At 52.8% G+C, this 26,170-nt stretch carries 23 protein-coding genes and 1 tRNA gene; 15 read left to right on the forward strand and 9 right to left on the reverse strand.

The window, feature by feature from the left end; all coding sequences use genetic code 11:
* Nucleotides 1-11 precede the first annotated feature (11 nt).
* The 5 genes from OK409_RS02770 to OK409_RS02790 all read left to right on the forward strand — a co-directional run bounded on the left by OK409_RS02770 (nucleotide 12) and on the right by OK409_RS02790 (nucleotide 13,257).
* On the forward strand, nucleotides 12-11,402 hold the full coding sequence (locus OK409_RS02770) for a hemagglutinin repeat-containing protein (RefSeq protein ID WP_264366730.1): 11,391 nt from the start codon (nucleotides 12-14) through the stop codon (nucleotides 11,400-11,402).
* On the forward strand, nucleotides 11,402-11,629 hold the full coding sequence (locus OK409_RS02775; RefSeq protein WP_156323622.1) for a hypothetical protein: 228 nt from the start codon (nucleotides 11,402-11,404) through the stop codon (nucleotides 11,627-11,629). Before OK409_RS02770 ends, OK409_RS02775 begins: the two co-directional genes overlap by 1 nt.
* A 42-nt stretch (nucleotides 11,630-11,671) precedes the next feature.
* Nucleotides 11,672-11,941 carry a hypothetical protein gene (locus OK409_RS02780; RefSeq protein ID WP_050680079.1) on the forward strand — a complete coding sequence of 90 codons (270 nt, stop codon included), beginning with the start codon at nucleotides 11,672-11,674 and terminating at the stop codon, nucleotides 11,939-11,941.
* 278 nt (nucleotides 11,942-12,219) lie between these two features.
* Entirely contained in the window at nucleotides 12,220-12,489 is a 270-nt protein-coding gene (locus tag OK409_RS02785; protein WP_064691434.1) for a colicin immunity domain-containing protein, read from the forward strand.
* A 435-nt stretch (nucleotides 12,490-12,924) separates the two neighbouring features.
* Nucleotides 12,925-13,257, forward strand: coding sequence for a DUF6572 domain-containing protein (locus OK409_RS02790; RefSeq protein ID WP_187510696.1), 333 nt, complete (start codon nucleotides 12,925-12,927; stop codon nucleotides 13,255-13,257).
* Nucleotides 13,258-13,732: 475 nt separating this feature from the next.
* On the opposite strand, the gene OK409_RS02795 is transcribed toward OK409_RS02790, so the two are convergent.
* Together OK409_RS02795 and OK409_RS02800 are read right to left on the reverse strand one after the other, a co-directional pair.
* Nucleotides 13,733-14,113 carry a YidB family protein gene (locus OK409_RS02795; protein WP_010247730.1) on the reverse strand — a complete coding sequence of 127 codons (381 nt, stop codon included), beginning with the start codon at nucleotides 14,111-14,113 and terminating at the stop codon, nucleotides 13,733-13,735.
* A gap of 26 nt (nucleotides 14,114-14,139) precedes the next feature.
* On the reverse strand, nucleotides 14,140-14,400 hold the full coding sequence (locus OK409_RS02800) for a GlsB/YeaQ/YmgE family stress response membrane protein (protein WP_010247728.1): 261 nt from the start codon (nucleotides 14,398-14,400) through the stop codon (nucleotides 14,140-14,142).
* A 157-nt stretch (nucleotides 14,401-14,557) separates the two neighbouring features.
* Between OK409_RS02800 and OK409_RS02805 the strand changes: the two genes are divergently transcribed.
* Nucleotides 14,558-14,815 carry a LysM peptidoglycan-binding domain-containing protein gene (locus OK409_RS02805; RefSeq protein ID WP_143990335.1) on the forward strand — a complete coding sequence of 86 codons (258 nt, stop codon included), beginning with the start codon at nucleotides 14,558-14,560 and terminating at the stop codon, nucleotides 14,813-14,815.
* 244 nt (nucleotides 14,816-15,059) lie between these two features.
* Here OK409_RS02805 and OK409_RS02810 read toward each other — a convergent pair.
* The 3 genes from OK409_RS02810 to OK409_RS02820 all read right to left on the reverse strand — a co-directional run bounded on the left by OK409_RS02810 (nucleotide 15,060) and on the right by OK409_RS02820 (nucleotide 16,871).
* Nucleotides 15,060-15,135, reverse strand: a tRNA-Asn gene (locus tag OK409_RS02810).
* 103 nt (nucleotides 15,136-15,238) lie between these two features.
* Complete coding sequence (gene mtfA, locus OK409_RS02815; protein ID WP_264366731.1) at nucleotides 15,239-16,015, reverse strand: DgsA anti-repressor MtfA; 777 nt, start codon at nucleotides 16,013-16,015, stop codon at nucleotides 15,239-15,241.
* A gap of 178 nt (nucleotides 16,016-16,193) precedes the next feature.
* The gene (locus OK409_RS02820; RefSeq protein WP_163851859.1) at nucleotides 16,194-16,871 is read right to left on the reverse strand and encodes a hypothetical protein; all 678 of its coding nucleotides are present in this window, start codon (nucleotides 16,869-16,871) and stop codon (nucleotides 16,194-16,196) included.
* Nucleotides 16,872-17,482: 611 nt separating this feature from the next.
* Between OK409_RS02820 and OK409_RS02825 the strand changes: the two genes are divergently transcribed.
* Both OK409_RS02825 and OK409_RS02830 read left to right on the forward strand, forming a co-directional pair.
* Nucleotides 17,483-18,187, forward strand: a complete 705-nt coding sequence (locus OK409_RS02825) for a phosphohydrolase (protein WP_010670862.1) — start codon at nucleotides 17,483-17,485, stop codon at nucleotides 18,185-18,187.
* 71 nt (nucleotides 18,188-18,258) lie between these two features.
* The gene (locus OK409_RS02830; protein ID WP_010247717.1) at nucleotides 18,259-18,540 is read left to right on the forward strand and encodes an Arc family DNA-binding protein; all 282 of its coding nucleotides are present in this window, start codon (nucleotides 18,259-18,261) and stop codon (nucleotides 18,538-18,540) included.
* A 278-nt stretch (nucleotides 18,541-18,818) separates the two neighbouring features.
* Here OK409_RS02830 and dcm read toward each other — a convergent pair whose 3' ends face one another.
* Nucleotides 18,819-20,195, reverse strand: a complete 1,377-nt coding sequence (gene dcm / locus OK409_RS02835; protein WP_264366732.1) for a DNA (cytosine-5-)-methyltransferase — start codon at nucleotides 20,193-20,195, stop codon at nucleotides 18,819-18,821.
* Nucleotides 20,196-20,385: 190 nt separating this feature from the next.
* Between dcm and OK409_RS02840 the strand changes: the two genes are divergently transcribed.
* The 5 genes from OK409_RS02840 (at nucleotide 20,386) to OK409_RS02860 (ending at nucleotide 22,651) form a co-directional block, all read left to right on the forward strand.
* Nucleotides 20,386-20,865, forward strand: a complete 480-nt coding sequence (locus OK409_RS02840; protein ID WP_010247714.1) for a very short patch repair endonuclease — start codon at nucleotides 20,386-20,388, stop codon at nucleotides 20,863-20,865.
* A 52-nt stretch (nucleotides 20,866-20,917) separates the two neighbouring features.
* Entirely contained in the window at nucleotides 20,918-21,193 is a 276-nt protein-coding gene (locus OK409_RS02845; protein WP_010247711.1) for a hypothetical protein, read from the forward strand.
* Between the two features lie 10 nt (nucleotides 21,194-21,203).
* Nucleotides 21,204-22,115: a DUF808 domain-containing protein gene (locus OK409_RS02850; RefSeq protein ID WP_010247708.1), complete on the forward strand. Its 912-nt coding sequence runs from the start codon at nucleotides 21,204-21,206 to the stop codon at nucleotides 22,113-22,115.
* 33 nt (nucleotides 22,116-22,148) lie between these two features.
* Nucleotides 22,149-22,280, forward strand: a complete 132-nt coding sequence (locus tag OK409_RS02855; RefSeq protein ID WP_003854444.1) for a hypothetical protein — start codon at nucleotides 22,149-22,151, stop codon at nucleotides 22,278-22,280.
* Between the two features lie 191 nt (nucleotides 22,281-22,471).
* Nucleotides 22,472-22,651 (forward strand): YodC family protein, encoded by a 180-nt coding sequence (locus OK409_RS02860; RefSeq protein WP_010247703.1) that lies wholly within the window; start codon nucleotides 22,472-22,474, stop codon nucleotides 22,649-22,651.
* An 85-nt stretch (nucleotides 22,652-22,736) separates the two neighbouring features.
* Here OK409_RS02860 and OK409_RS02865 read toward each other — a convergent pair whose 3' ends face one another.
* The 3 genes from OK409_RS02865 to OK409_RS02875 all read right to left on the reverse strand — a co-directional run bounded on the left by OK409_RS02865 (nucleotide 22,737) and on the right by OK409_RS02875 (nucleotide 25,365).
* Nucleotides 22,737-23,957, reverse strand: a complete 1,221-nt coding sequence (locus OK409_RS02865; RefSeq protein WP_010247700.1) for a glycosyl transferase — start codon at nucleotides 23,955-23,957, stop codon at nucleotides 22,737-22,739.
* A gap of 30 nt (nucleotides 23,958-23,987) precedes the next feature.
* Complete coding sequence (locus OK409_RS02870; RefSeq protein WP_033788428.1) at nucleotides 23,988-24,779, reverse strand: mannosyl-3-phosphoglycerate phosphatase-related protein; 792 nt, start codon at nucleotides 24,777-24,779, stop codon at nucleotides 23,988-23,990.
* Nucleotides 24,780-25,131: 352 nt separating this feature from the next.
* Entirely contained in the window at nucleotides 25,132-25,365 is a 234-nt protein-coding gene (locus OK409_RS02875) for a DUF2525 domain-containing protein (protein ID WP_250327603.1), read from the reverse strand.
* 315 nt (nucleotides 25,366-25,680) lie between these two features.
* Between OK409_RS02875 and OK409_RS02880 the strand changes: the two genes are divergently transcribed.
* Together OK409_RS02880 and dsrB are read left to right on the forward strand one after the other, a co-directional pair.
* Nucleotides 25,681-25,839, forward strand: coding sequence for a YqaE/Pmp3 family membrane protein (locus OK409_RS02880; RefSeq protein WP_010247691.1), 159 nt, complete (start codon nucleotides 25,681-25,683; stop codon nucleotides 25,837-25,839).
* A 62-nt stretch (nucleotides 25,840-25,901) separates the two neighbouring features.
* Nucleotides 25,902-26,096 carry a protein DsrB gene (gene dsrB / locus OK409_RS02885; protein ID WP_010670857.1) on the forward strand — a complete coding sequence of 65 codons (195 nt, stop codon included), beginning with the start codon at nucleotides 25,902-25,904 and terminating at the stop codon, nucleotides 26,094-26,096.
* The last annotated feature ends 74 nt before the right edge of the window (nucleotides 26,097-26,170 follow it).

The raw sequence follows: 26,170 nt of genomic DNA on the forward strand, positions 1-26,170 counted from the left end.
AGGCCCCGATTATGGATGATCAATTAAAGCTTTCACTGCCGCGTCGTCTGCTGAGCTATCTCATCTGCTCGCTGATCGCGTTTCAGCCACTGCTGCCCGCCTTTTCTGCGGCGATAGCGCCCGTCACACCAGGTACCAACGTCGATGCTGCCGGGAATGGCGTGCCGGTCATTAATATCGCGACGCCGAATGCGGCGGGCCTGTCGCATAACCAGTATCAGAATTACAACGTGGGCCAGGAAGGGCTGATCCTGAACAACGCAACCGGCCGGTTGACGCAGACCCAGCTGGGTGGACTTGTCCAGAACAACCCGAACCTCAAAGCTGGGCAGGAAGCCCGGGCCATTATCAATGAGGTGGTGGGTGCTAACCGTTCACAGCTACAGGGCTATACCGAGGTAGCGGGTAAAGCGGCCAACGTGATGGTCGCAAACCCTTATGGTATTACCTGTAACGGCTGCGGCTTTATCAATACGCCCAACGTTACGCTGACCACCGGTAAACCGCAGCTTGATGCGCAGGGCAATCTGCAATCGCTGGAGGTGACGAAAGGCGCAATCAGCATTGAGGGTAAAGGACTGGATGGCAGCCAGGCAGATGCTGTCTCGATCATCGCGCGCGCAACCGAAATCAACGCGGGCATCCATGCCAAAGATCTTAATGTGGCGCTGGGCGCAAACCGGGTTGGTGCTGATGGCAGCGTGACACCCATCGCGGGCGAAGGTGCTGCGCCATCGGTTGCTGTAGATACCGGCGCGCTGGGCGGCATGTACGCCAACCGCATCCATCTGGTCTCCAGCGAAAACGGCGTTGGCGTCAATCTCGGCAATCTTAATGCCCGTCAGGGCGATATTGTGCTGGATGCTCAGGGTCGGTTAAGCATCAACAATAGCCTGACCAGCGGCACCCTGACTGCAAAAGGCAGCAGCATCACCCTGCAGGGCGAACATAAAGCGGGTGGTAACGTCGCGCTGACAGCGCAGCAGGATATTGCCTTAAATGGGGCCTCGCTGGGCAGCGACGCCTCGCTGGATCTCAACAGTCAGGGCAGTATCACGCTTAAAGGCAGCAGCGTTAAAGCAGGCCAGAATGTGCGTGTCAGCGGTGCCAACCTGAGTGTTGATAACAGCAGCAGCGGTAGTGCGGTAGACGCGCTGCAACTCTCTGTCACCTCTCAGCTGGATAATGCCGGTCAGCTCGCCGCCGCAAAAACACTCGATATTCAGGCCGCGCAGATCGCTAACCGTGGCAGCCTGGCCAGTAATGGTGACGTGCAGGTTCGCACTAACACTCTGCAACAGAACGGTAAGCTGCTGGCTCAGGGTAAAAACACTTTGGCTGTTACCGGACAGCTGACTAACCGCGATGAAATCAGTGGCAGCAGCCTGAACATTCAAAGCGGCACTCTTGATAACAGCGGCAAACTGATCAGTACGGGTGATGCCACGATCACGGCTAATCGACTGAATCAGGACGGGATCTTCTCCGCACAGGGCAACGCACTGTTCAGTGTTGCGGATACCTTCAGCAACAGCGGCAATCTGGTCAGTCAGCGCCTACAAATCGATGCCCCGACCCTGAATAACAGTGGCGAGATGGTGAGTCATGGCGATGCCGTGATTAACAGCGATACGCTGCAACAAAACGGCTCCATCACTGCAGGCGGTGACGCGCAACTGACCGCTCGTGGCAGGCTGGAAAATCAGGGGGCCATCAGCAGTCAGAACGCACTCATCCTGAACAGTGCACAACTGCGTAACATGGGCTCGTTAACCGCACCCAATCTGACGCTGACCGCCGGGCAAATCAGTAACGGCGGCCTGCTTCAGGGCTCTAACCAGCTCTCTTTAAATTCCGGACAGCTGGATAACCTTGCTGCGGGGACGATCAGCTCCGACAACGACTTTGCGCTCGATTTGCCACAGCTTAATAACAGCGGATTGATCACCAGCGGCAAAACACTGGTAGTCAGCGGCGACCAGCTGAACAATAGCGGGGAAATCAACGCTGCCAGCCTCAGCGCCCGGTACGGGCATCTGGGTAATCAGCTGGGTGGCAAACTGCTGGCCAGTGACCCACTCCAGCTGCACGGCGATGTACTGACTAATCAGGGCATCATCGCCGCCGCAACGCTGAATAGCGATGTCAGCCAGGTCAATAACAGCGGAACACTCCAGGGCGACAAGGCAGTATCGTTGCAGGGCAGCGGGTTAACCAACAGCGGCACGCTGCTCAGCGCAGGCCAGCTGAATGTGCAACAGCAGACGCTGGACAACAGCGGACTGATGCAGGGCAAACAGCTGACACTGAATGCTGACCGCTGGCAGAACAGCGGCAATGCCCTCAGTGAAGCCGACGCCGACCTGCAAAGCGCCACGCTGGTCAATAGCGGCAAGATTCTGGGACAACAGGGCATCGCGCTAAAAGCGAATCACAGTGACAACAGCGGCTGGCTGATTGCTCAGGCGCTGACGCTGCGTGGCGACCTGATTAACAGTGGCCTGATTCAGGGTAATCAGCAGATTACCCTGGCAGGCGACCAGCTGGATAATCAGCAGGGCGGGCAGTTGCTGAGTGACGGCACCCTGAACGGCAACATCACTTCACTGAATAACCGCGGCGCAATGCAGGCCGATGAGATGGCGTTAAACGCGAAGGCGTTGCAGAACAGTGGCACTGTTCGCGCCGGAAAGGCACTGACAGCCCAGGTCGGGGGTGTGCTGGATAACAGCGGAAGTCTGATCAGCCAGCAGCAGATGAATTTACAGGCTGGGGAGATCGATAACAAAGGCACACTGGCGGCAGATAACCTCAGCCTGCATGCGCCAGTGCTCAGTAACGCCGGTCTGCTGCAGGGCAACAGCACCTTAACGCTGGATCATCAGCAACTCCACAACCTTCATGGCGGCCAGTTAATCGCCGGAGGACCGCTGACGCTGACGTTAGATCAACTGGATAACGACGGGCTGCTGCAGGTTAACGGTAAGCTTTCAGTCAACGGCAACCGTCTCAACAACAGCGGACGCCTGCTGAGCGATGACCTCGACCTTCAGATTGCCGATACGCTGAATAACAGCAGCACGGGACAGATCGTGACCGGCCAGCAGGCCGACATACATGCACAAACGCTCAGTAACAGCGGCCAGATTGCGGCACAGCAACTCAGCGCCAGCGGTAATACGCTGGAAAACAGCGGGCTGCTCCAGGGCGACACGCTACTGGATCTCGGATTTGCTCAGACCCTCAACCACAACAATGGGCAACTGCTGAGCGGCGATCGACTGATCGTCAAGGGCAGTAGCGCTATCAATGATGGCAGCTGGCAGGGCCAGCAACTCGACGTCACGCTGGATTCTCTCGACAATCGCGGCAGCCTCAACGGCATCAGCGCCTTGCGCGGTAATATCGCCAGCGATCTGATCAACAGCGGCACGCTGGTCAGTTTGGGAGAGAGCGATCTTAATGCCACCACGCTGCGCAACAGCGGCAAAATAATGGCGGACCGCCTGGGGTTGCAGGGCTCCAGCCTGAACAACGACGGTCTGTTACAGGGCAACACGGCGCTGACTGCTCAGGCTGATAACATCACGCAATCTGCCGGTGGCAAAACGCTGAGCGGCGGAACACTGACGCTGACCGCGGGTCAGCTCAACACCCAGGGAACGCTGCAGGGCGAGCAGGCAACGGTTAACGCTGACAACTGGCTGCATCAGGGATCGCTGCTGGGCAGCAAAGATCTGAACGCCAGTATCAGCAATGAACTGCATAACACCGGCTCGTTGATGAGTCAGAACACCGCACAGGTTACGGCGAACACGCTGAACAACAGCGGCTCACTGCTCAGTGAAGGGGCGATGGTGCTGAACGGTGCCGCGCTGAATAACAGCGGATCGGTGCAGGGCAAAACCCTGACCATTTCACCCGCCAGCGTCATTAATCAGGGCAGCCTGATTGGTCTGCAGGCATTAACGTTTGCCGCTGCGCCAAAGGTGGCCGGGCGAATGCTGCTCAGAGCGCTGGCCGCGCCATCACGTCAGCTGATCAATAATCAGGGCGGATCGCTGCTGACGCAGGGCACGCTGAACATCAACGGCGGGGACGTTGTGAATAACGGCAGCTGGCAGGGACAGCAGATCCTGCTGAATGCCCGGCAACTGACCAATAATGGCGCGATCCAGAGTGCGGATGCGCTACAACTGATTCTGGCGGATCGCCTTGATGCGGGCGCTGGCAGTAAGATCTCAGCGAATGGCACTGCGGCACTGCAGGCACTGACGCTGACCAATCAGGGTGAATGGATTGCCAGGAACCTGACGCTACGGGGCGACACGTTAAACAATAACGGCTCAGTGACCGGTGTGGAGGCGCTGACTGTTGGCCTTAACGGTGCACTGACTCAGCAGCAGGATAAAACGCTGCTCAGCGCAGGCAGGCTGACGCTTCAGTCATCCTCACTCAATAATGCCGGACGCGTGCAGGGCGGCGACCTGCAGATCACCAGTGGTGCGGTTGAGAACAACGGGCGCTTACAGGGTGACAACAGCCTGCTGGTCAATGCCGGTGGACGCATCACCAACGGCGGCAATGGCGCCATGATCACGCAAAACGCCCTGACGCTGACCGGGCCTGAACTGTTCAACTATGGCCTGATTCAGGGCAATGGCAACGGTGTCGCGACAATAACCGGTTTAACGCAAAACGATGGCCGGTGGCTCTCGGGTGGCGCGCAGACATTGAATACGCCGCAGCTGAATAACAACGGCTGGTTACAGGCGTCTCAACTCATCCTCAATGCGACCAATGCCAGCAATAACGGTACGCTGCTGGCCGACGGCCAGGGTACGCTGACCGGCAATGGCTTCAGCAACCAGGGCACGGCCCAGGGCGGCAACCTTGAGGTTAATTATCAGCAGGTAAACAACAGCGGCACGCTGCTGGGTAACAACCGGCTGAGCGTGATGGCCGCTCAGGTCAATCAGCAAAGCAGTGGTCGCCTGTTCAGTGGCGGCAGTTTACTGGTTCACAGCAATGGCTTTGATCAGACCGGTCAGGTTGTGGCACTGGGTGATGCCACGCTGGAGATCGCGAATGGTTTTACCGGTCGCGATGTGCTGGCTGCGGGCGGGCGACTCTCCGTCAGCAGTAATGGCGCGATAGACAACCAGGGCACGATGCAGGGTGGGGCGCTGACGCTGAGTGCAGGCGGCGATCTCACTAATAATGGTCAGCTCACTACCGGTTCGGGTGACAGTGCGTTAAGCGGCAATCGTATCGCCATGAACGGGAATGGCAGTCTGCAGGGCGGCGGCAACATCAACTTAGCCAGCCGCAGCGATATCATCCTGGACGGTTTCACCGGTACCCGCGGCAACCTGGTGCTCAGTGCACCTGGCAGCATCGTCAATAACGCGCTGCTCTATGCGGCGGGGAATCTCTCTCTTTTTGCCAACAGTATTCGCAACCAGCGTGCCGATATGCTGGCAGGCGGCAGTATGTGGCTTCAGGGCGATGCGGCGGGAAACGCCAACGGCGAGGTGATTAATAACTCCGGCACCATCGAAACGCAAAACGGCGATATCACGATTAATACGGGGCATTTGCTGAATACAAGGGATGGGTTGAGTGTTTCTCAAACTAATAATTCTTCAAGCCCGGCGGGTTCAGCCAAACCTCAAATAAGTGTTTTAATCTCTGATTTAAAACCAGGTGAATATGGGGCGTTTCTTTATCACCGTGACAAAGATTGTATTTCATATGGGAAAGGTAATGGGGAGCGTTGTACTCCAGCACAAACAACATATACATATGCACCAACAAAAGAAGCAGCTATAAGGAATATTTTATTATCAAGCACCACTATAAACGTGATAAGTAATGGTGGTGCAGCTCGTATAGCCGCTGGACGTGATATCAATATAAGGGCAGGTTCGTTTGATAATCAGGCCAGTAATGTTTTGGCGCAGAGAGATATATATCTCTCTGGAAACCAACTTAACAATCAATCCTGGCAGGCTGGGACACAAACTTCATATTTGACTTATAAGTATGAAGGGCGTCTGTTCGATTTTTCAAAACCTTATAAGAGCACAACATACAATTCTGTTACCTCCTCTGTTATCATCAATGCATCAATCAGAGGCGTAAATGAACCAAAAGTAAGAGCAGTTACATATAAACTTTCCGATCAAGGGACGAGTTTCACACCGGGAGAGCTATACCGGTCGGTTATTCAGGCCGGTGGCAATGTCTCAGCTAACTTCAGCGGCGATATCAGCAACACTAACACCACAGCGAATACCGGCTGGAGCGGTAACACCCTTTCGGCCCCCGCTATACGCGGCCTAACAGCAGCAGGCACCGCAGGCGCGCAGTCTCATCAGCAACTGGCTGCTGCCGACAAAGCCGCAATCAATACCCCGCAATGGCGCGATCAGCTCCAGAATGCCTTGCAGCAGGTCAATAGCGCAGGTGCGCTGGAGACCGCATCACAGGGCAGCGCATCGCTGACGCAATATGCAACTGCGGGTAAAAACAACGCAGCGCTGGGTAAAGCCGTTAACCTGACGAACGCTTCTCAGGGTCCTGCGTCGCTGCATAACTATAAGGCCGCTGAGGTTGATATCAGCGCCTATCCATTACCTTCTGGTGAAAACGGCTACTTTGTTGCGTCGAACACCAATAGCCGCTATCTGATTACCGTTAACCCCAAACTTAATGGCCTGGGTCAGCTGGATCAGAGCCTGTTCGGCGAGCTGAATGCAAAACTGGGCAAACAGCCTGCCACCACGCCATTACAGGAAAAGCGCCCTCAATACACAGACGAGAACGCCTTCCTCGGCTCCTCATATATGCTTGATCGCCTTAACCTGAAGCCAGATTATGATTATCGTTTTCTCGGCGATGCGGCGTTTGATACCCGCTACGTCAGCAATGCGGTACTGAATCAGACCGGTAATCGCTACATCAATGGCCTGGGATCCGATCTCGCCCAGATGCGCTATCTGATGGACAACGCTGCGGCGGCGCAAAAGTCGCTGGGACTGGAGTTTGGTGTCTCACTCTCTGCCGGGCAACTCGCCTCTTTAGACAAGAGTATGGTCTGGTGGGAAGCCACCACCATCAACGGTGAAACGGTGATGGTGCCGAAGCTCTATCTGTCGACAAAAGATGTGGAGATGCGCGATGGCAGCGTAATTGCCGGTAACAACGTGACGCTGAAAGGCGGGAACATCACCAATACCGGTAGTAGCGTAATGGCCAAAAACGATCTGACTATCGACAGTCAGAACACGCTCAGTAACCTCAACGCCGGTCTGCTTCATGCTGGTGGCGATCTGCAGCTTAGCGCACTGAATGATATCAACAACGTCAGCGCGACTATCAGCGGTAAAAAGGTGGCACTGGAGAGTGTTAACGGTGACATCAACAACCTGACTACTTCACAGCTCTGGCATCTGGATGCAGGCAACGGTAAGGGTGCGAAGAAATCCTATACCGAAACCCTGAGCGGGCCAACGGCGAGCATCACGTCACTGGATTCTCTGAGCCTCAAGGCGGGCAACGATATTGCCGTCACCGGCGCTAACCTCAAAGCGGGTGGCGAGCTGCTGCTGAACGCCTGGAATGATATTGCTATAACCGGGAACCAGAACGTCACTGGCAGCGCGCAATCCGGCTTCGGAAACCGCTGGCAAAAAGTTGACCCAACCAGCACAACTACCGTCACCACAGTCGGCAGCAAGATCGCCGCAGGCGGCAATATGGCGATGCAGGCGGGCCACGATCTGACGGTTACCGCCAGCAGCATCACTGCCGGTAAAAACGCGGCGCTGGCAGCCGGTAACGATCTTAATCTCAATAGCGCGACGACCAGCCAGAATGATGTGAAGGGCAAACGTGAAACCCATTCAACCGGGCTGGATCGCACGACGCTGACCAGCGGAGGCGATTTAGCACTTCAGGCCGGACGCGATCTCAATAGCCAGGCGGCAGGCATCGCCGCAGACAAAGATGTCACCTTGCAGGCGGGACGTGACGTCAATCTGCTGGCAGCTGAAACCGGTTCTGGCAATAGCTACAAATCCGGCAAAAAGGTTGAGATCAATGAGTCGGTACGCCAGCAGGGCACTGAAATTGCCAGTGGCGGGAGTACGACGGTTAAAGCGGGTCAGGATGTTAACAGTGAAGCGGCTCAGGTTACGGCCAGCGGTAATATCGCAGTGGGTGCCGGACGTGACATCAACCTGACCACCGCCACTGAAAGCGATTATGCCTACAAAGAAGAGACCAAAACCAAAAAAGGATTTCTGAGTAAAAAGACCACTCATACCATCAGCGAAGACAGTGACACCCGTGAAAATGGCACCTTACTGAGCGGCGATAATGTCACGCTTAATGCGGGCAACAATTTACTTGTCCAGGGTTCTCAGGTCGTAGGCGATGGCACGGTAGCGCTCAGGGCCGGTAACAACGTGGATATCGTTGCTGCGACCAACACGGACTCAACCTGGCGTTTCTCGGAAACTAAGAAAAGCGGCCTGATGGGAACCGGTGGCATCGGCATCACTGTAGGCAGCAGTAAATCGGTCCATGACTTACGTGACAAGGGCACCACCCAGAGCCAGAGTGCCAGCACGGTGGGCAGTACGGGCGGTAATGTCAGCATTGTTGCGGGCGGACAGGCTCATGTCAGCGGCTCAGATCTGGTGGCGGGGCGCGATCTCGCCATTACCGGCGACAGCGTGATCATCGATCCGGGTCATGATAAACGGACTCATGATGAACTGTTTGAGCAGAAGAAGAGCGGGCTGACACTGGCGCTCTCCGGGGTGGTGGGTGAAGCCATTAATAACGCGGTTGCGGCGGCGCAGACATCGAAAAAAGAGAGTGACGGTCGCCTTGCTGCCCTGCAGGCTACCAAAGCCGCGCTTTCAGGCGTGCAGGCCGTGCTGGGCGGGCAGCTGGCGGAAGCGAGCGCCGATCCCAACAACGGCCTGGGCGTCAGCCTTTCCCTGACCACACAGAAATCAAAATCGCAGCAGCATCAGGCGTCCGACAGCGTCGCCGGATCCACGCTCAATGCCGGTAAGAACCTCTCCATTACCTCTGCCGGTAAGGGCAGTGGCGAGCACAGCGGCGACATTCTTATCGCCGGCAGCCAGCTGAAAGCCGCAGGTGACAGCAGCCTCAATGCTGCCAGGGACATTGTGCTGAGCGGGGCGGCCAACACTCAGGAAAGCAGCGGTAAAAACAGCAGCGGCGGCGGTGGCGTGGGCATCAGTTTTGGTGCCGGACAGGGCAGCGCGGGTATCAGCATTTTTGCCAGCGTTAACGGCGCCAAAGGTAAGGAGAGCGGCAACGGTACGCGCTGGTCTGAGACCACCCTGGACAGCGGCGGCAGGGTAAGCCTGAACAGTGGAAGAGATACCACGCTCAACGGCGCGCAGGTCAGCGGTAATCAGGTAACGGCCGATGTGGGCCGAGATCTGACCATCACCAGCCAGCAGGACAGCGACCGTTACGATTCAAAACAGACCAGCTACGGCGCGGGCGGCAGCTTTACCTTTGGCTCAATGTCGGTGTCCGGCTATGCCAGCGTCAACCAGGACAAAATGCACAGCAACTTTGACAGCGTGCAGGAGCAGAGCGGTATCTATGCCGGTAACGGCGGCTTTGACATCACCGTTGGCAATCATACCCAGCTGAACGGTGCAGTGATTGCCAGCCAGGGCGATGCGGCAGACAACCGTCTGGATACCGGTACGCTCGGCTTCACCGATATCGGCAATGCGGCGGACTACAGGGTCAGCCACAGCGGCGGCAGCATCGCGCTGTCCAGCGGTGGCGGCATGGGTGCGCAGATGCTGTCCAGCGTGGCGTCCAATGCCGCCAGCACGCTGCTGTCGGGCCTGAACAACAACGGCCATGCCGAAGGCACCACGCAGTCGGCGGTGGCAAACGGCACCGTGATCATTCGCGACCGGGTCAACCAGAAGCAGGATGTGGCAGACCTCAGCCGTGACACCGAACATGCCAACGACAGCATCAGTGCGATCTTTGACAAAGAGAAAGAGCAGAAGCGGCTTCAGACGGCTCAGTTAGCCGGTGAAATCAGCGGCCAGATGACAAATATCGTCACGACCATGGGCGATATCAAAGGGCTTGAGAAGGCGCAGAGTGCGAAGAACGCCGAGACGCTGCCCGCCGGAGCAACGGAAAAACAGCGGGGAGAGTGGCTGGAGAAAATGCGTGATTCGCCAGAGTATCAGGCGGAGATGAAGCAGTGGGGCATCGGCAGCACGTCGCAGAAGGTCGCACAGACGGTTGGCAGTATTCTGACGGGGCTGGTGACCGGCAATGCAGGTCAGGCGGTCGCAGGCGGACTTAATCCGTGGGCAGCTCAGCTGATTAAGAAGGAAACGACCGACGCTTCCGGCAACGTTGATGTGGCAACCAATGCCATGGCCCATGCCGTGTGGGGTGCAGTATCATCGCAGATGTCGGGCGGCAGTGCGGCAGCGGGTGCGGCAGGTGCCTTTAGCGGCGAGCTGGCCACACGCTACATCGCAGAGAAATACTGGGGCGCAGATACCCCGGAGAAGATAGCGGCGCTGGGACAGGAAGACCGCGAGCAACTGAGCCTGCTCGGCACGCTGGCGGCAGGACTTGCGGGCGGCATGTTGGGCAACAGCAGTGCTGCGGCGACGAGCGGCGCGGTTGCCGGGAAAAATGCGGTTGAGAATAATGAGCTGTCAGGTTTAAGTGGATTTGGTAGTGGTTTCTGGAGTAATAATCAAGCACAAGGATCCCTGAAAAATAACACTAATCTTACAGATGAGACTGGTAAGGTCCTGAATCCGGCAACACCAGAAGAAATTAAGTATGCCTCTGATAAACTGGTTTCGGGAGATTTACCTGCCGGACAGAACCCGGCAACAGGCTTATTAACAGCGTGGGGAGCTGGAGCTACTGCTGTTGTTGCACCTGTTCTGTTACCATCTGGTGCAACGGCCGGAAGTATTATCGGTGCAGGTGCTATAGGTGGTTCTGCAAATATTTTGAATCAGCTACAGAGCGGCGACCCCTTCAGTGCCACTGATGCACTTATCGCTACAGGTATCAGCGGACTCACTCAGGGTAAGGGGTTCTGGTTCACTGAAGTAGCAGGTATTACAGGTGCTTATGCAGGGGCTAAGTTGCAAGGAAAAGAGGCACTTCCAATTGTAGCTGGCGCTGCTTTTGGTACGGGGGTTGGGGCTGCAGGAGGCAAAGCAGTAGAGGTTGGAAATAAATACCTACCTTTAATTTCAGAAAAAGCAGCTGGTTTGGCTGGAGCTGTGATTGGTTCCGGAGCTTCAGAGGTCGCTGGCTCTGAACTTCAAAAACAGTTGGAGAATAAATAATGAAAAATATAGCATTAGCCATAAAGTTAATATTTTATTTCTTTCTTATAACCACATTAACTTTATTTTTAGTTAGGTTAGGTGTGGCATCTGTTTTTATGATAAGGAATGGAAGCTTTTCCTTTGAATGGCGAGAAAATTTATTCGATTCCATACAAAGAGGTGCCGTTATTGGTTTGGTTTTAGGTATTGGTATTTTGTTTTTATCTAGTCTAAAAAGAAGGTAAGTTGAGAATAGTGCGCGAAGGGGTGACCAGGCGCGCGCAACAGTGAAACAGGCAGCTGAATGTCTGAAGAGAAAAGTTTGGGAAAAGCTGGGGGAAGGGATAACCTCTTCTATCGCCAACGGCATTATCAATGCACTTGCAGATACCGGGTCTGCGGTTGCTGCTACTTTTAGGCAGGTGTCACTGGGGAACCAGCTGGCGCTGGAAGCCACTGGCGGAATGCTTGCCGGAACTATGTTGCCGGGTAAGAAAATACCGCATGTAAGCACTGGTATTATTTCTGAAAGTGTAACTTTTAGTGCAAAGCAGTGAGATAAAAATTTCAAGCATGCCATTTATTTTGACATTGTTACGGCGAAGAAAAATCCAGAAACAATTAAACATTTCGAAATAGCCATTAAAAATCATATGGATGATATAGCTACTTTTGAAAAAGGTACTTATGGCTTTGTGAAATATTCGAAATTGTAATTTAATCCGACAACGAACAATGCTGTTATTATTGATAAATCCGGTGAGTTTATCACAGGATTTAAAGTGTAGTCGGGAACGCCGTAATACGATGATTTCATGAAAAACGGAGTGTTACGATGAGTTGTTTGCTAATGGATTTTTCTAAGGCGTTTGTCGATGGAAGATTGTCGGCGGATGTGTTTTCAGAAGCTTATATTGAGCTTTGGCGCTTAGAGCGTGATAATAAAAACATGCTTAACTATGAATTTAAAACAAGTGAAAATTTATCGAGTATATTTTGCTTGGCTGATTTGTATAATCCACATGATGATCGTGAAGATTATGAGTTTAGCGAAGATAAATTAAGAGATGAGGTGAGGAGATTAATTTATCTTAATGTGGAATGAGCTCCGATCTGAAGGGCTTGAAATTTGTATCAGTCATCTCGCTAAATGCCCGTTATCACGCTTGAAGTTCGGTGCAATACTGGTGATGTGCCTCGCGATTGGAAATTTTCGCCACCTTCTTCCTATTGATATTGAGAGTAATGCGCTATGTGCTCCAGAGGTTAAGAAAAGTCAGGGTATGAAATGGTGGTTATTGTATCTGTATGGAAAAAGAAACCTCAGGTGGCGATTTAAAAGCATAATGGATGTTCCCTGTAAGCACTTACCTTGATCAACGCCACTTCTCATCAACGACTAATCTAAAAAAAATGTCGCTATGCCATTAAGTAATATTACCGTGGTATGAGCAGGTAAGTCCAGTTTTGAAGGTGGATCTCAAATACCACCAACAAAAGTTGAAATTATTAGACCGGATAAAAAAAATCAGGATTAAATATGTCTATACAAGATGTAAAAAAGATTGACTCTATTGGTATACCGAACGATAGCCAGGATACCGTAAGCTTGGCAATTTCAGACCATCTTCTATGGGATGAGCCAATTGAAGAGCATTTATACACACTACAGGAAAAAATAAATTCCTATGTGGCCTTTATCGAGAGTGGTGAAATATATGATGCTTTTCCTGAATCAAAAGGAAAATCGGTAAAAATAATTGAGGTGTATTTTAAATATGATCTTCCAGAACAGGCTGTTTATTTCCTGAAGCAGGTTTCTGATATGCTTAAGAGTATAAACATAGGCCTAAAATATAAGGTGTTACAATAATGCTTTCTCGCTCTGGGTAAGATTTTTCAATAGGTTAATTAGTGAAACTGATTAAAAAACAGGCTGTAAATGGTAATTTTCGCATCACAAGAGATCCCGGCCCTTGCGTCGGGATTTTTTAATTGTAGTCACTAATGCTCTCCTCTTGTTATTATAATTACAGTTTTCTAGACATTCATAACTTTTAATTATGCTGCGCGGGTGATAACTGCTTCTTAAACCCAGTTGCTTCTGATAATGAGTTCGTCTTTATTCTGTATACAATCCACCCCCATTTCCTGAAAATGCTTGCCGCATGCGATATTCATTTACAGCGTAGGTTTATAAACAAAATTAATTCTTAGGATTTTGCTTCATATTACGGCAGGAATTTTTTTAGTCTATGTGTTTAACAACTTTATTCAATTCTCCCAAACACAAAAGATAAAAGCCCTATACTTAAGTAGCAGGCTTTTATCTTTCAATGGCATTATGCTTAGTGCATTAACTGACTCACCAGTCCGGTAAGATCAGCTTTTTTATCCACGACGCCCGCCGTTGACGCTTTATCCACCAGCTGCGGCAGATATTTCGCCAGCAGATTCAGTGCATCGCTGGTGTTGATGCCCATCCGCGCAGCCAGTTGCTCAATCGCCTCAGAGTTAATCATCTTCTGCACCAGGTCGCTGCTCAGCGCAACGTTCTGCTCATCGCCCAGCCAGGAGTTAACCACCTCACTGTACTCGCCGCTCTGCAGGTGACTCACGATAGTATGTAAACCGCCTTGCTGCTCAACCCACTCCAGCACACCTTTGACTTCCTGGCTGGTCTGATTATTCAGGCCGCACATGGCCAGTACTGTTTCCAGTAAACTCATTCTGTTATCCCCTTTAACGTAATCTATTAAGACTGTTTACACGCTCTGATTTTATGAATGACAAACAGCACAATAATTGAACCCACGGTGGCAATAGCAATGCTGTAAATATTGAAGCCATCGACCTTGCCAAAACCCAGAGCGGTACTGACGACACCGCCAATCAGCGCACCGATAATACCCAGAATAATGGTCATGAAAATGCCCATATGTTCTTTACCTGGCATAATACATCTGGCGATAATGCCGGCAAGTAATCCGAATACAACCCATGACAATATACCCATCATTAATATCCTCTGTTTTTATATTAATTACAGCAACGTTTAGCAGTGGTTTAACCCATGAATTAAAAGCAGGTGTATCGTACGCCGAGCAGTATTTGCCTGGCAATCCTGTTTTCTTTATCAAACTAAACGTATCAGAAACGATAGGGGAGTAAATATGAGCATTCTGGATAATATTAAAAATATAGGCGATGAGTTGTTACATGCTGTGGATAAAAATGTTGAAGATAAGTCTGTCACCGCCGCAGAGAGTAATCGTACATATACGGTTAAATCAGGCGACACGCTCAGCGCCATCGCAAAGCAGTTTTACAATGATGCGTCCCAGTATATGAAAATCTTTGAGGCGAATAAAAACCTTCTCAGCAGCCCGGATAAAATTGCACCGGGTCAGGTACTGACCATTCCTGAGTGATAATTCGTCATTAGTATGAGCCAGCCTCGCAAATATTGCCCGGCTGGTTTTTTATTTAAAGCCAGCTCGTCATAACACCATGACAGGGTTGCGCCATACAGCATGCGTTGATCCAGACTTAACGGTGGTCTCGGTAATATGAGCCGCAGACGAGCTGAGATGAACAGTCAGACAGGAAGAGAAAACTGGGATCGCTGAAATGCAAAAAACCCGCTCAGGTTTCCCTGAGCGGGTTTTTCTAATCTGGCTCCTCTGACTGGACTCGAACCAGTGACATACGGATTAACAGTCCGCCGTTCTACCGACTGAACTACAGAGGAATCGTGTGAACGAGGCGAATATTAACGGCGTCGCTCTAAGGTGTCAACAGCAAAAAATACATTATCATTCAACTGGCTAGCTTTAACGCAAAGCGATCGTGATTTAAGCAGTTTGCGCAGTGTCAGCGGCGATTCTGAGCAGGGGATCCTGCTGGTAAAACTGGCGCAGATGCTGATACATGGCGGGAAAGCGTTCGGCCAGCAGAACCGGAGCCGTAAAGAAATATTCAGAGAGCACGGCAAAGCACTCAGCGGGATCGCTGGCGGCGTAGGGATCGATCGTGGCGGCCTGCTCACCCACCAGTTCAACTTCACTCTCAATCTCCGCCATCGCGGCACGCAAATCCTTCTCCCAGAGTGCGACGTCACGCAGCGACATGACCGGAATACCGCTGGTGTAACCGCTGCCGCGGGCATCCAGCTTGTGCGCAACTTCGTGGATCACCAGATTAAAGCCGGAGAGATCGAACGAGTCCTGAATATCGAGCCAGTTGAGTACGACCGGCCCCTGCGTCCAGCTCTGTCCGGCATGAACCGCAGGCGCACTGTGAACCAGCCCATCGTCATCCTGCCACTGATCGTCGACCTCGAACGGCTCGGGATAGATCAGCACATCGTGGAAACCGTCCAGCCACTCCAGGCCCAGTTTCAGTACCGGCAGGCAGAACAGTAAGGCGATCCGCACACTGCGCAATTCATCCAGCTGAACACCGTCGAGCGGCACCAGTTTTTTCTGTTGCAGAAAGCGTTGCGCCAGCTCAACCAGCGCCTGCTGTTCAGCCTCATCCAGCTGGCTGAATATCGGCTGCGCCAGCCCGTGCTGCCATGGCAGCGCGGCCAGGGTGGCGTCGTTATGCGTTTTCCAGGGCCATTTAAACATCGCAACTCCCGCACAGAACCGGACTATTTCGCTATCCTGACGCGGCAGACATAAAAATGCCAGCATCGAAACACCATGCTGGCACTGTTCATCTGGCGACAGGGCTAAGGGCCGTCTATTCAACCCGTTAGCACGGTCGTTGTCTGTGATTCAGCCCGCAAAGCGTGGGGCCGGGGCGTCAGTTGCGCTCAATACGATGAAACTCAATCACCCACACCCAGGGATTCACTTCCCAGCTGGTCGCACCATACTGTTTTTCCCAGGCTTTACGGTACGCCTCTTTGGGCGATTCAGAATTGACGTTCATGGTGAAGAAGTTGTTGAGGAAGTGCGAATCGGTCTGCACGCCTTCCGCCATAATGTCATCTTCACTGATGTCCTGAATTTTCTCGGCGCGCACGCCGGTAATTTCCAGATTGATGCGGCTGGCCCAGCGCGGCATATGAATGGCGGTTTGCCAGCCAAACTGCTCTGCTTCCGGCGTGCTCAGTGCATGCTGGCCCAGCTCGTTGCTGTCTGCACGATACTGGCAATATTCTGGCTGGCGGAAGGGCGTCGGGTCGCGTTCATAATCGGCCAGATGCTGCTCGGGTACCATCGGGCCACGCCAGGTTTCACGCACCCAGAGCACGTCACCCGGTTTACCGTAAGGACACTGATAGCTGATGTCCGTCATCGACATCATTTTATAACCATGCAGATGATTAGCACTCACATCGAAAGCGTGTACGCCCTCGTGATGATCCTGTCCCGGACCGAAAGCCTGAGTTTTCATAATGCGCCGGGTTTGCGTTTGCTGGCCAACCAACAGGGCACGAACACGCTGTTCGGAAAAAAGAATCGGCCGTTCTTTCATGGATTACCTCTTTTTATTAGTAGAACCCGGTTACTGCTGTAAAAGTCCATTTGCTTCACATCTGAGAGTTATCATAAAAGCTTTAAATCATTTTGCTTAATAATTTGTCGGCTGACTGTCACTGTATAATTGTCACTTTAGTAGTTAAAAACCAGCAAAATGCAAAAAGCGCACCAAAGCTTATCACGCAACTGGCAAAAAGCGACGAATAGCCCGGATACAGTACGTTATAACCGTAAAAATAGGAACCTTTTCAGACTTTTTCACCTGTCATAACGTGCAGTTTTACACTTAATCGCGTGACAAAAAAACGCTGAGCATGGGGCAGGAAGTTGGTTAAGATCGAACCAAACATTACGCCTGTTAAACTAATTTTCTTAGCAGCAATTCACTGAGGAAAGACTGAAAACAGCCGAAATTGCGGTTATTGTGTAACAGAGATGCTATACAGATGATCCAGATCTCATTTTTCTGCCCGGAATCGCTGGCAGCGCTGCTCTTTTCAACTGCACTGTAAAAAAAGTGTCATTAGCCAGTCGCTATGATGGCTTGCCGTTTGCGCACTGATCGCGACAGAAAAACTGCTGTCGATCACTACAGGGAGATAGATTATGTCACTTACACTCTGGCAATCTCGCTATGAAAGCTGGTTTCAGGCGAACTGGATCCACGACGACGGCGCGCACGATATCGCCCATCTGCGGCGTGTCTGGATGAGCGCACAGCGAATCATGAACGGCACGCCCGCTGATCCGCTCGTGGTGCTGACCGCCTGCTATTTTCACGATGTGGTGAACTTGCCGAAGAATCATCCGGAACGTCATCTCGCCTCTACCTATGCCGCGACGGAAACCCAGCGCATTCTGCAGCAGGACTTTCTCGATTTCCCGGCTGAAAAGATTGATGCCGTAATGCATGCCGTTAAAACCCACAGTTTCAGCGCCGGCATACCGCCTCAGACGCTTGAAGCTAAAATTGTACAGGATGCTGATCGGCTGGAGTCGCTGGGCGCGATCGGGCTGGCGCGGGTCTTCTACACCGCCGGTGCGCTGAATCGGCCATTATTCGACAGCCAGGATCCGTTGGGTAAAGATCGCGAACTGAATGATGTTAAATGGACGCTGGATCATTTCCAGAAGAAGCTGCTACGTCTGCCGGAAACCATGCACACTGAAACCGGTCGCATGCTGGCTGAGCATAACGCAGATTTCCTGGTACGCTATATGGCGAAGCTTTATGCCGAGCTGCAGGGCAATCTGGTGGGTATGGATGAGGGTGTACTGCGGGACTTCACACCTTTGCAAACCGAATATTAAATTTTTGTGACAGTGTATTAATCGAAACGGTCATCCGGTAGCTTGTAGCAATAACAAAAAGGAGCTGCCCGATGACTGAAACTGTTAATTTAACGATTAAAATTGATCCTGAGCTGAAAGAAACGATTAAACAGCTGGCGCTGGAAAATCAGATTTCGATGAGCCAGGAGATTGTGCAACGTTTGCAGGCCAGTCTGGAAACGCATCCACATCCGGCGATTGATAATCAGGACATCACAGAAGAGGGGACTGAGGGATCCAGTGCCGCTGACGTGAAGACCGATGCACTAAGTGCAACAGAGCTGAAGCAGATTCGGCTGCTGCTGAAGAAGCAGAGCAAGAAGAAGAAATAAAACAGAAACCCGTCGCCAGACGGGTTTTTACTTTGGAGAAAGGCTGGACCTTTTCGCTGTGAGACTGTGCCTGCGAAGGGAACACGGTCAGATCGGAAAGACGCAAAAGCCGTCATCCATGACATGCTCGGCCCGCGCCGTCCCTGGCGCGGGACGCTTTCCTATTCTGACCGTGTTCCCTGCGAGTTAAGCTTATTTGTTGCTGTGAGACTCGCCTGATGTGAGTTCTTCATCAGCCTGAAACCCGTCGCCAGACGGGTTTTTTCATTTCACGGTGCTTACGACTTCAGCTGACGAATATGTGGCAGTAACAGCTGAGCCACCGCTGCAAACACAGGCACTACCACCGAGTTACCAAACTGCTTATAAGCCTGGGTGTCCGAAACCGGAATGCGGAACGGCTCGCGGCCTGGCACATCAAAGCCCATCAGGCGGGCGCACTCGCGCGGGGAAAGGCGGCGTGGCCGACGCGCCATGTTATCGGCATCCTGAAACTCCGCTTCGCCCAGCGCACTGTCCCAGCCGCGATCGATCAGAATCTCTGAGCCATCTTTGTAGTAACGCGCTGACAGCGTACGCACGCAGCAGTCAGGATTACGCGGATCGTTGAGGCCAAAGCCAAAGCCATTGCCTTTGGCTTTATGTTTTTTCGCATACTGGTAGAGGTAGCGCCACAGGACCGGTGACAGGATATATTTGTCGTCCGGCGCGCTCTCCAGCAGGCTCTGCAGGCTGGGTACCTGCGCCGGGTAGAAACGGCGGATATCGCGCAGTGTAAAATCCTGCTTTTTCAGGTCACGGCGAATACCCACCAGCACAATGCGTTCGCGATGCTGCGGCAGGAAGTGACGCGCATCGATCACTTTGGCATCCGGGCTGCTGGCACCCGCATCCGCAACGTCATACCCCAGTTCATCCAGCGTCTCCATGATAATGGCGAAGGTGCGGCCCTTGTCATGACTCTTGAGGTTTTTCACATTCTCCAGCACAAAGAACGGCGGCTTCTTGGCAGCCAGGATACGGGCCACATCGAAAAACAGCGTGCCCTGTACCTGACACTCAAAGCCATGTGCACGGCCCAGCGCATTTTTCTTGCTGACGCCCGCCAGCGAAAAGGGCTGACAGGGAAAACCGGCCAGCAGCACCTGATGATCGGGGATTGCCGCATCAATCTCGCGGTATATCGCTTCATCGTCGGTCAGACCTTCCGGCTGGGTGACCTGACGGATATCGGTATTGAAGTGATGCTCCAGCGGATCACTGTAGTGGTTGGCTTTGTAAGTGCGGACCGCCTCTTTATTCCATTCACTGGTGAATACGCATTTGCCGCCGATCGCCTCGAACCCCTTACGAATGCCGCCAATACCGGCAAAGAGATCGATAAAACGAAATTCAGGATTATCATAATGGGCGGGACGGGACGGCAGCAGCCCCTGTAACAGCGACAGTTCCGCCTCACACAGCGGTGGCAGGGCGGTTTTACCCTGACGAATCCGGTTCAGGAGTGCCGGCGTCCAGCAGGAAAATCCTGCCTGCTGCAGGCGGGCCGTGAGATCACGAACCGAATAGATTGCCAGCACCTGCTGAAAGAGTTCAGACGCATCAGCAGATGAAAGTGCAGCAGAGAGTGGTTCAGCGAGGGCGGCGGGATGCATGCGTTTTTCCTTAACAGTAAGATGCCTATGCTATCACTCCAGACGCTGTGAGGAAATTGCCTGGATGTGCCCTGTTTCAGCCCCCCGGAATGTTCTGTTTTTGCGGCACACGGTGTGAAGTCGTCGGGCGGCGGCTTTCGCTTTTCGTGGCGCAGACTAAAGTTGAAGTACCAGCAAAAAAGGAGAGGTTATGGCTGATGTTCACTCCAGCGAAATACGCAGCAAAAATATGCGTGCCATTCGCGCTCAGGATACGGCCATTGAGCAACGTATTGCGCTGCTGCTGAAAGATCGGGGCTTCAGCTTTCGCGTGCAGGATAAAAACCTGCCGGGACGGCCCGATTTCGTTCTGACAGAACATCAGGCAATTATTTTTGTTCATGGCTGCTTCTGGCATCGTCATCACTGCTATCTGTTTAAACTGCCGGCGACGCGCACAGAATTCTGGACTGGAAAAATCAACAGCAACGTTGAACGTGACCGGCGTTATGTGCGACAGCTGCAGGAGAGCGGCTGGAAAGTGCTGATCATCTGGGAGTGTGCACTACGTGGCAAACTGCGCCTGACGGATCAGGATCTGCTGGAGCGGCTGGAGGAGTGGCTGCTGGCGATGCCTGAGAGTGCCGAAGTCGACCATCAGGGCATTCATCATTACAACGCCGATTGCTAATCACAGACATAATTGGTTAGATCTGCGCTTTCTCCGTGGCCAGGAGCCTGAAATGAGCAGCATAAAACTCACGGTAAAACGCCTTTACCAGATTCGTGACGAGCGGATGGTGAATACTAAAGCGACCGCGCGGGTTTACTGCGGTGACAGGCTTGTCGCCACGGAGGAGATCACCGGCATGACCGAAAGCCCGGTCAGCAAATATCTGCATGCTGAAGGAGCAGCAGGCGAGACGGTGCGGGTAGAGTGGGATTGTGAGGGCATCGCCGAGATGACCGTTACGGAAATTGAGCGCTGCCCATGTTGTCAACATAACGAACCAGACTAAGGATAAGATTTTGGCGGGAACCAGTTTACTGACTTTACTTGATGATATTGCAACACTTCTGGACGATATTTCCGTCATGGGGAAAGTGGCGGCGAAAAAAACCGCTGGCGTACTGGGCGACGATCTGTCGCTGAATGCTCAGCAGGTCAGCGGCGTGAAAGCCAACCGTGAGCTGCCGGTAGTATGGGGCGTTGCCAAAGGATCGTTTCTTAATAAACTGATCCTGGTGCCACTGGCGCTGATTATCTCCGCGTTTGCGCCCTGGCTGATTACGCCGCTGCTGATGATTGGCGGTGCCTATCTCTGCTACGAAGGCGTGGAGAAGGTGATGCACAGTCTGCAGCATGACAAGCAGAGCAAATCACCGGAAGCGCGTCAGCAGCGACTCGATTCGCTGGCGAATCAGAATGCGGCAGAGTTTGAGAAGAAGAAGATCAAAGGCGCGGTGCGCACCGATTTCATTCTATCAGCCGAAATTGTTGCGATTACCTTAGGCATCGTGTCGGAATCGCCGCTGCTCAACCAGGTGATTATCCTGGCGGGCATCGCTATTCTGGTTACGGTAGGCGTTTACGGCATCGTGGCGGCCATCGTCAAAATTGATGACTTTGGATTCTGGCTGCGTGAAAAACCGTCACGCCTTGCGCAGGGGTTGGGTAGCGTGCTGCTGGCTGCCGCACCCTGGCTGATGAAGATCCTCTCGGTAGTCGGCACCATCGCCATGTTCCTGGTCGGCGGCGGTATTGTGGTACACGGCATCGCACCGCTGCATCATCTGATCGAGGAAGTCAGCAGTGGCTTCAGCGGCTGGATCGCCATGCTGCTCAGCAACGGCGCCAACCTGGTGCTCGGCTTTATCATTGGGTCGATCGTGCTGTTAGTGGTCAACCTTATTGCCAGAGTGCGCGGAAAATCGGTATAAAGCGCACTGTGAATTACGGTCAGGAGAATGACGATGAACGACGACATGTTTGAATTTGATATCGATGCACAACTGGAGCAGGCTGAAGCGAAAGCAGAGAAAAAAGCCAGCGAAGTGCCGGATGATCTTGGCGACGAAGCCGATTGCGAAGGCTGTAAAATCTGACGTCAGCGTCAATACTTCATCAAAGCGGATAAGTTTTTTTATCCGCTTTTTTTATTTTCCGCATATCCAGCTGATTAATTCCGAATTTGCCCTTTTTTTGCGTGCCTTAACAGGCAGGAACGTTATTCGCCTGCTATAAAGAAAATAATCACTCAGGTTAATAACACTCAGGTTAATAAAAGGAGCGCATCATGGTTTTCGCAATCAGTGAAGAAGTACAGCATAAGGAAGAGGGGCAGACGATGGTGGTGACCGGCTACGCGAGTGGCATGGTGGAGTGCCGCTGGTATGATGGCTATGCCGTGCGCAGCGAAGCCTTTCGCAGCGATGAACTCTGCGCCCTGAATCCCGCGCAGCAACTGGCGGGCTGACAGCATCAGGCCTGTGGGTTCTGCGACCCGCCAGGCCCGGTTTCTGCTTTTTCTGGCCCGGCACACTCCCTGTGCCGCCCTGTTTTCAGACGTTACCGTCGTTATCTTCTTCAACCGCCTGATAGATCCGCTGCAGCACATCCGGGAAGGCTGACTGGACGCGACTCCAGCTCGGTATAAACGGCTTATCGTTAGGACGCTCAATAAACGCCTGACCCGCTTCCAGAATCGACTGGGTAAACATCTCTACCGCTGCCTCTTCCACATGCTGATCAAACTTCAGCCCGTTCATCGCCGCCTCGTGGTTATAGGTCTCCATCATATCCAGCGCATTACGATAATAGGTTGCTTTCAGCACCCGGAACGAGTCGCTGGTCAGCGGCACACCCATGGTGGCGAGCTTACGCAGCAGTGACTGGACGATATCGCTGCTCATGCGTTTCAGGCCGCCGGTGCCATCATCTTCAGCCAGCGGCTGATGCTTGTGATCGTAGTTATCGGCGATCTCAACCTGGCACGACTGGCGGGTGGTGTAGTTACGGTAAATCTCCGACAGCACGCCAATCTCCAGCCCCCAGTCGCCGGGGATTTTAATCCCGTTCAGCACATGCGTCCGCATGGCGAACTCCCCGGAGAGCGGATAGCGGAAGCTCGACAGATATTCCAGATATTCTGAATGGCCATAAACTTTCTGCAGCGATCGCAGCAGCGGCCCGACCAGCAGACGTCCCACGCGGCCATTAAGCTTGCCATCCGCGACGCGCGCGTAGAACCCCTTACAGAATTCATACTGAAATGCCGGGTTCGCCACCGGGTAGAGCAGGCGTGCCAGCATTCCGCGCTCATAGGTGACGATATCGCAGTCATGCAGAGCCACACAGCTGGTACGGTCTGACGCCAGCGTATAGCCGGTGCAGAACCAGACGTTGCGACCTTTGCCGGGATTGGTGGGTGACAGACCCTCTTTATCCAGCTCGGCATCAATCGCCTTCAGACGCGGGCCATCGTTCCACAGAATGCGATGCCGTTGCGGCAGACGGGAGAAAAACTCGCGGGCAAACAGGAACTGGTCGCGGTCGGCGCGATCCAGCCCAATCACAATTTCATCCAGATAGGGCACTTTAGCCAGCTCATCGACGATTTTCGTCAGCGCCGGGCCTTCAAGTTCGGAAAACAGCGATGGCAGGATCAGCCCCATTTTGCGTTTGCGGGCAAAGCGTACCATCTCTTTTTCCAGCGACTCCACGCTACGGTGGGTGAGGTTGTGAAAGTTGGTGATTACGCCATTCTGATAAAAGTCACTCATCGCATCATCCTTTTAATGCCCGTGGGCAGCTCATTGAGGTTGAGTCAAAAAATAGTCCAGCCCTTCACGCCAGCCCTCTGGGCCATGGTGAGCCGTGTGATAGATCTGCTGCTGATCGGATCGGCTGAGTGTCACCGGTGTTTTACTGTAGCCCTTAATTACGACCGCATAATCAACTGCATCGAGCATCGGCGCATCGTTAGGGCCGTCACCCAGTCCGATGGTCACGCGAGCATCATCGGGTGAGTGCGCCAGCAGCCAGCGCAGGGCTTCGCCTTTGCCGCTGCCCGCAGGCATAACATGCCAGAAACGCCCGCCCTGGGTCAGCGCCAGGCCCTCTGCACGCAACGCATCATGGAACTGGTCAAACGCCTCGTCACTGTCGCGCCAGACAATCACTTCTGACGCATCGCGCTGACGCGACAGTTCTGCATCCGCCTCACTCAGGCCGGTCATTGCGGCCACTTCCGGATCAGAGAAATCATGAAAGCCGGTAAAACGGTACGCTGTTTTCAAGGCAGCCAGCCGCTGGCAGATAGCGTCATAGGTCAGGGTGTTATCGGGCAGGCGAATACGCTGCTGATCATGCGTTTGCACCACGGCACCGTTTTCAGCAATAAACGGTGAACCGCTGATGCCAAGCCTTTTTTGCAGCGGAATAATCTCGGCTGCCGTTTTACTGGAACAGATCACCAGCGGAACAGCGTACTGCTTTAGCGTGGTAAGCCATTCGGTGGCCGCATCCCAGCGATAGGTATGATGGTCGAGTAACGAACCATCCAGATCGGTAATTATCATTAACGGCTGGTGGAGATCGGGCATTAACAGGCTCCTTTCATCACATTCGCGGCTAAAGCGGCGATTTTTCAATATTATAGTTGAATATGGCTCACACTTTTTTTCCTGCCACGCTGGCTGGAAATCCAGGATAATTCTTAAAACGAAACCGCAGTAAAAGTGGGTATGCAAGAAGTGTGCAGGGCTAAGTGACTGGCGGGCGCGGTGTTTTTGGTAACAGTCGCTCCATAATTACCCGATCGGTTGCAGAAACGTGCATATCTGATGCTTGTTTCGGAGTCGGGAAAGGGTAATCTGCAGGGGTGTTAAGAATTCCCTGGTGTAACGAATTGAATTTTTACCCGGCCTTCCCGCCGGGTTTTTTTTGAAATCGATTTCAGCGGTTCGCTTCATAGGCGCGATAATTACAAATATCAATTTCAAACGCCTCCGCCAGTTCGCTATAGGAGTGGAAAACCCGGCCTTCTACTTCCAGCCGTGGCGTCTGATCCTGCTCCATATACTCCCGTACCTCTCCCGACGTTCTGGCCTGAATAGCCGCCAGTAAACCTTCGACATCAATCTGCAGATCGGATGGCTGAGCATCGCCGTGCTGTTTTTCGTCTGTCATTTTCTGACTCCTGAGAGCAAACAGAGTAATCAGTATAGAACGCAGGGCAGAAAGGCGGGAGCGAAGAGATCGCAGGCAAAAAAAAGCCCGCGCTGCGCGGGCAAAATCCTTGTTACTTTCAGGTTGGCTGCACCTATGGGGTGGTGCAGTGAGAAGAGTTTAAAGGTCTGACGCGTAAGAAGTCTTGCGGTGAAATGTTAAGGAATTGCAAAAGTTTCTCCTTACTCAGATTTACCTGACTTTTCGACTAAACAGAGCAGATTCAGCTATAGTTAACGATAAAGCTGATTTTTATCAATACCTAAAGGAATGGTTATGGACATCTTACGAATTATTATCGCTATTCTGCTGCCACCATTGGGCGTGTTTATGCAGGTCGGTTTTGGCGGCGCCTTCTGGCTGAATATCCTGCTGACACTCTGTGGTTATATCCCCGGTATCATCCACGCCGTCTGGGTCATTGCCCGTCGCTAACGCGCTGCATCACCACGGTTCTTCGTTTAGACTGTACTCAGTCAATAATCTGGAGAACCGAAATGAAGGTAAATGACCGCGTCAGCGTCAAAACCGATGGCGGCCCGCGTCGTGTTGGCACCATTCTGGCTATGGAGCCGTTTAATGAAGGCACCATGTTCCTGGTGGCGCTGGAAGATTATCCGCTGGGCATCTGGTTTTTTAACGAGACCCACCAGCCGGATGGCATTTTCGTGGAGCCTTACCACGAAGCCTGAGCCTGACGCGCAATAAAAAAGCCGCCTTTCCGTTTGCCGGAAAGGCGGCTTTTTGCTGTCGGAGATTACGCGGC

Origin of the sequence: Pantoea sp. RG18, assembly GCF_025910075.1 — a bacterium.
Taxonomy (GTDB): domain Bacteria; phylum Pseudomonadota; class Gammaproteobacteria; order Enterobacterales; family Enterobacteriaceae; genus Pantoea; species Pantoea agglomerans.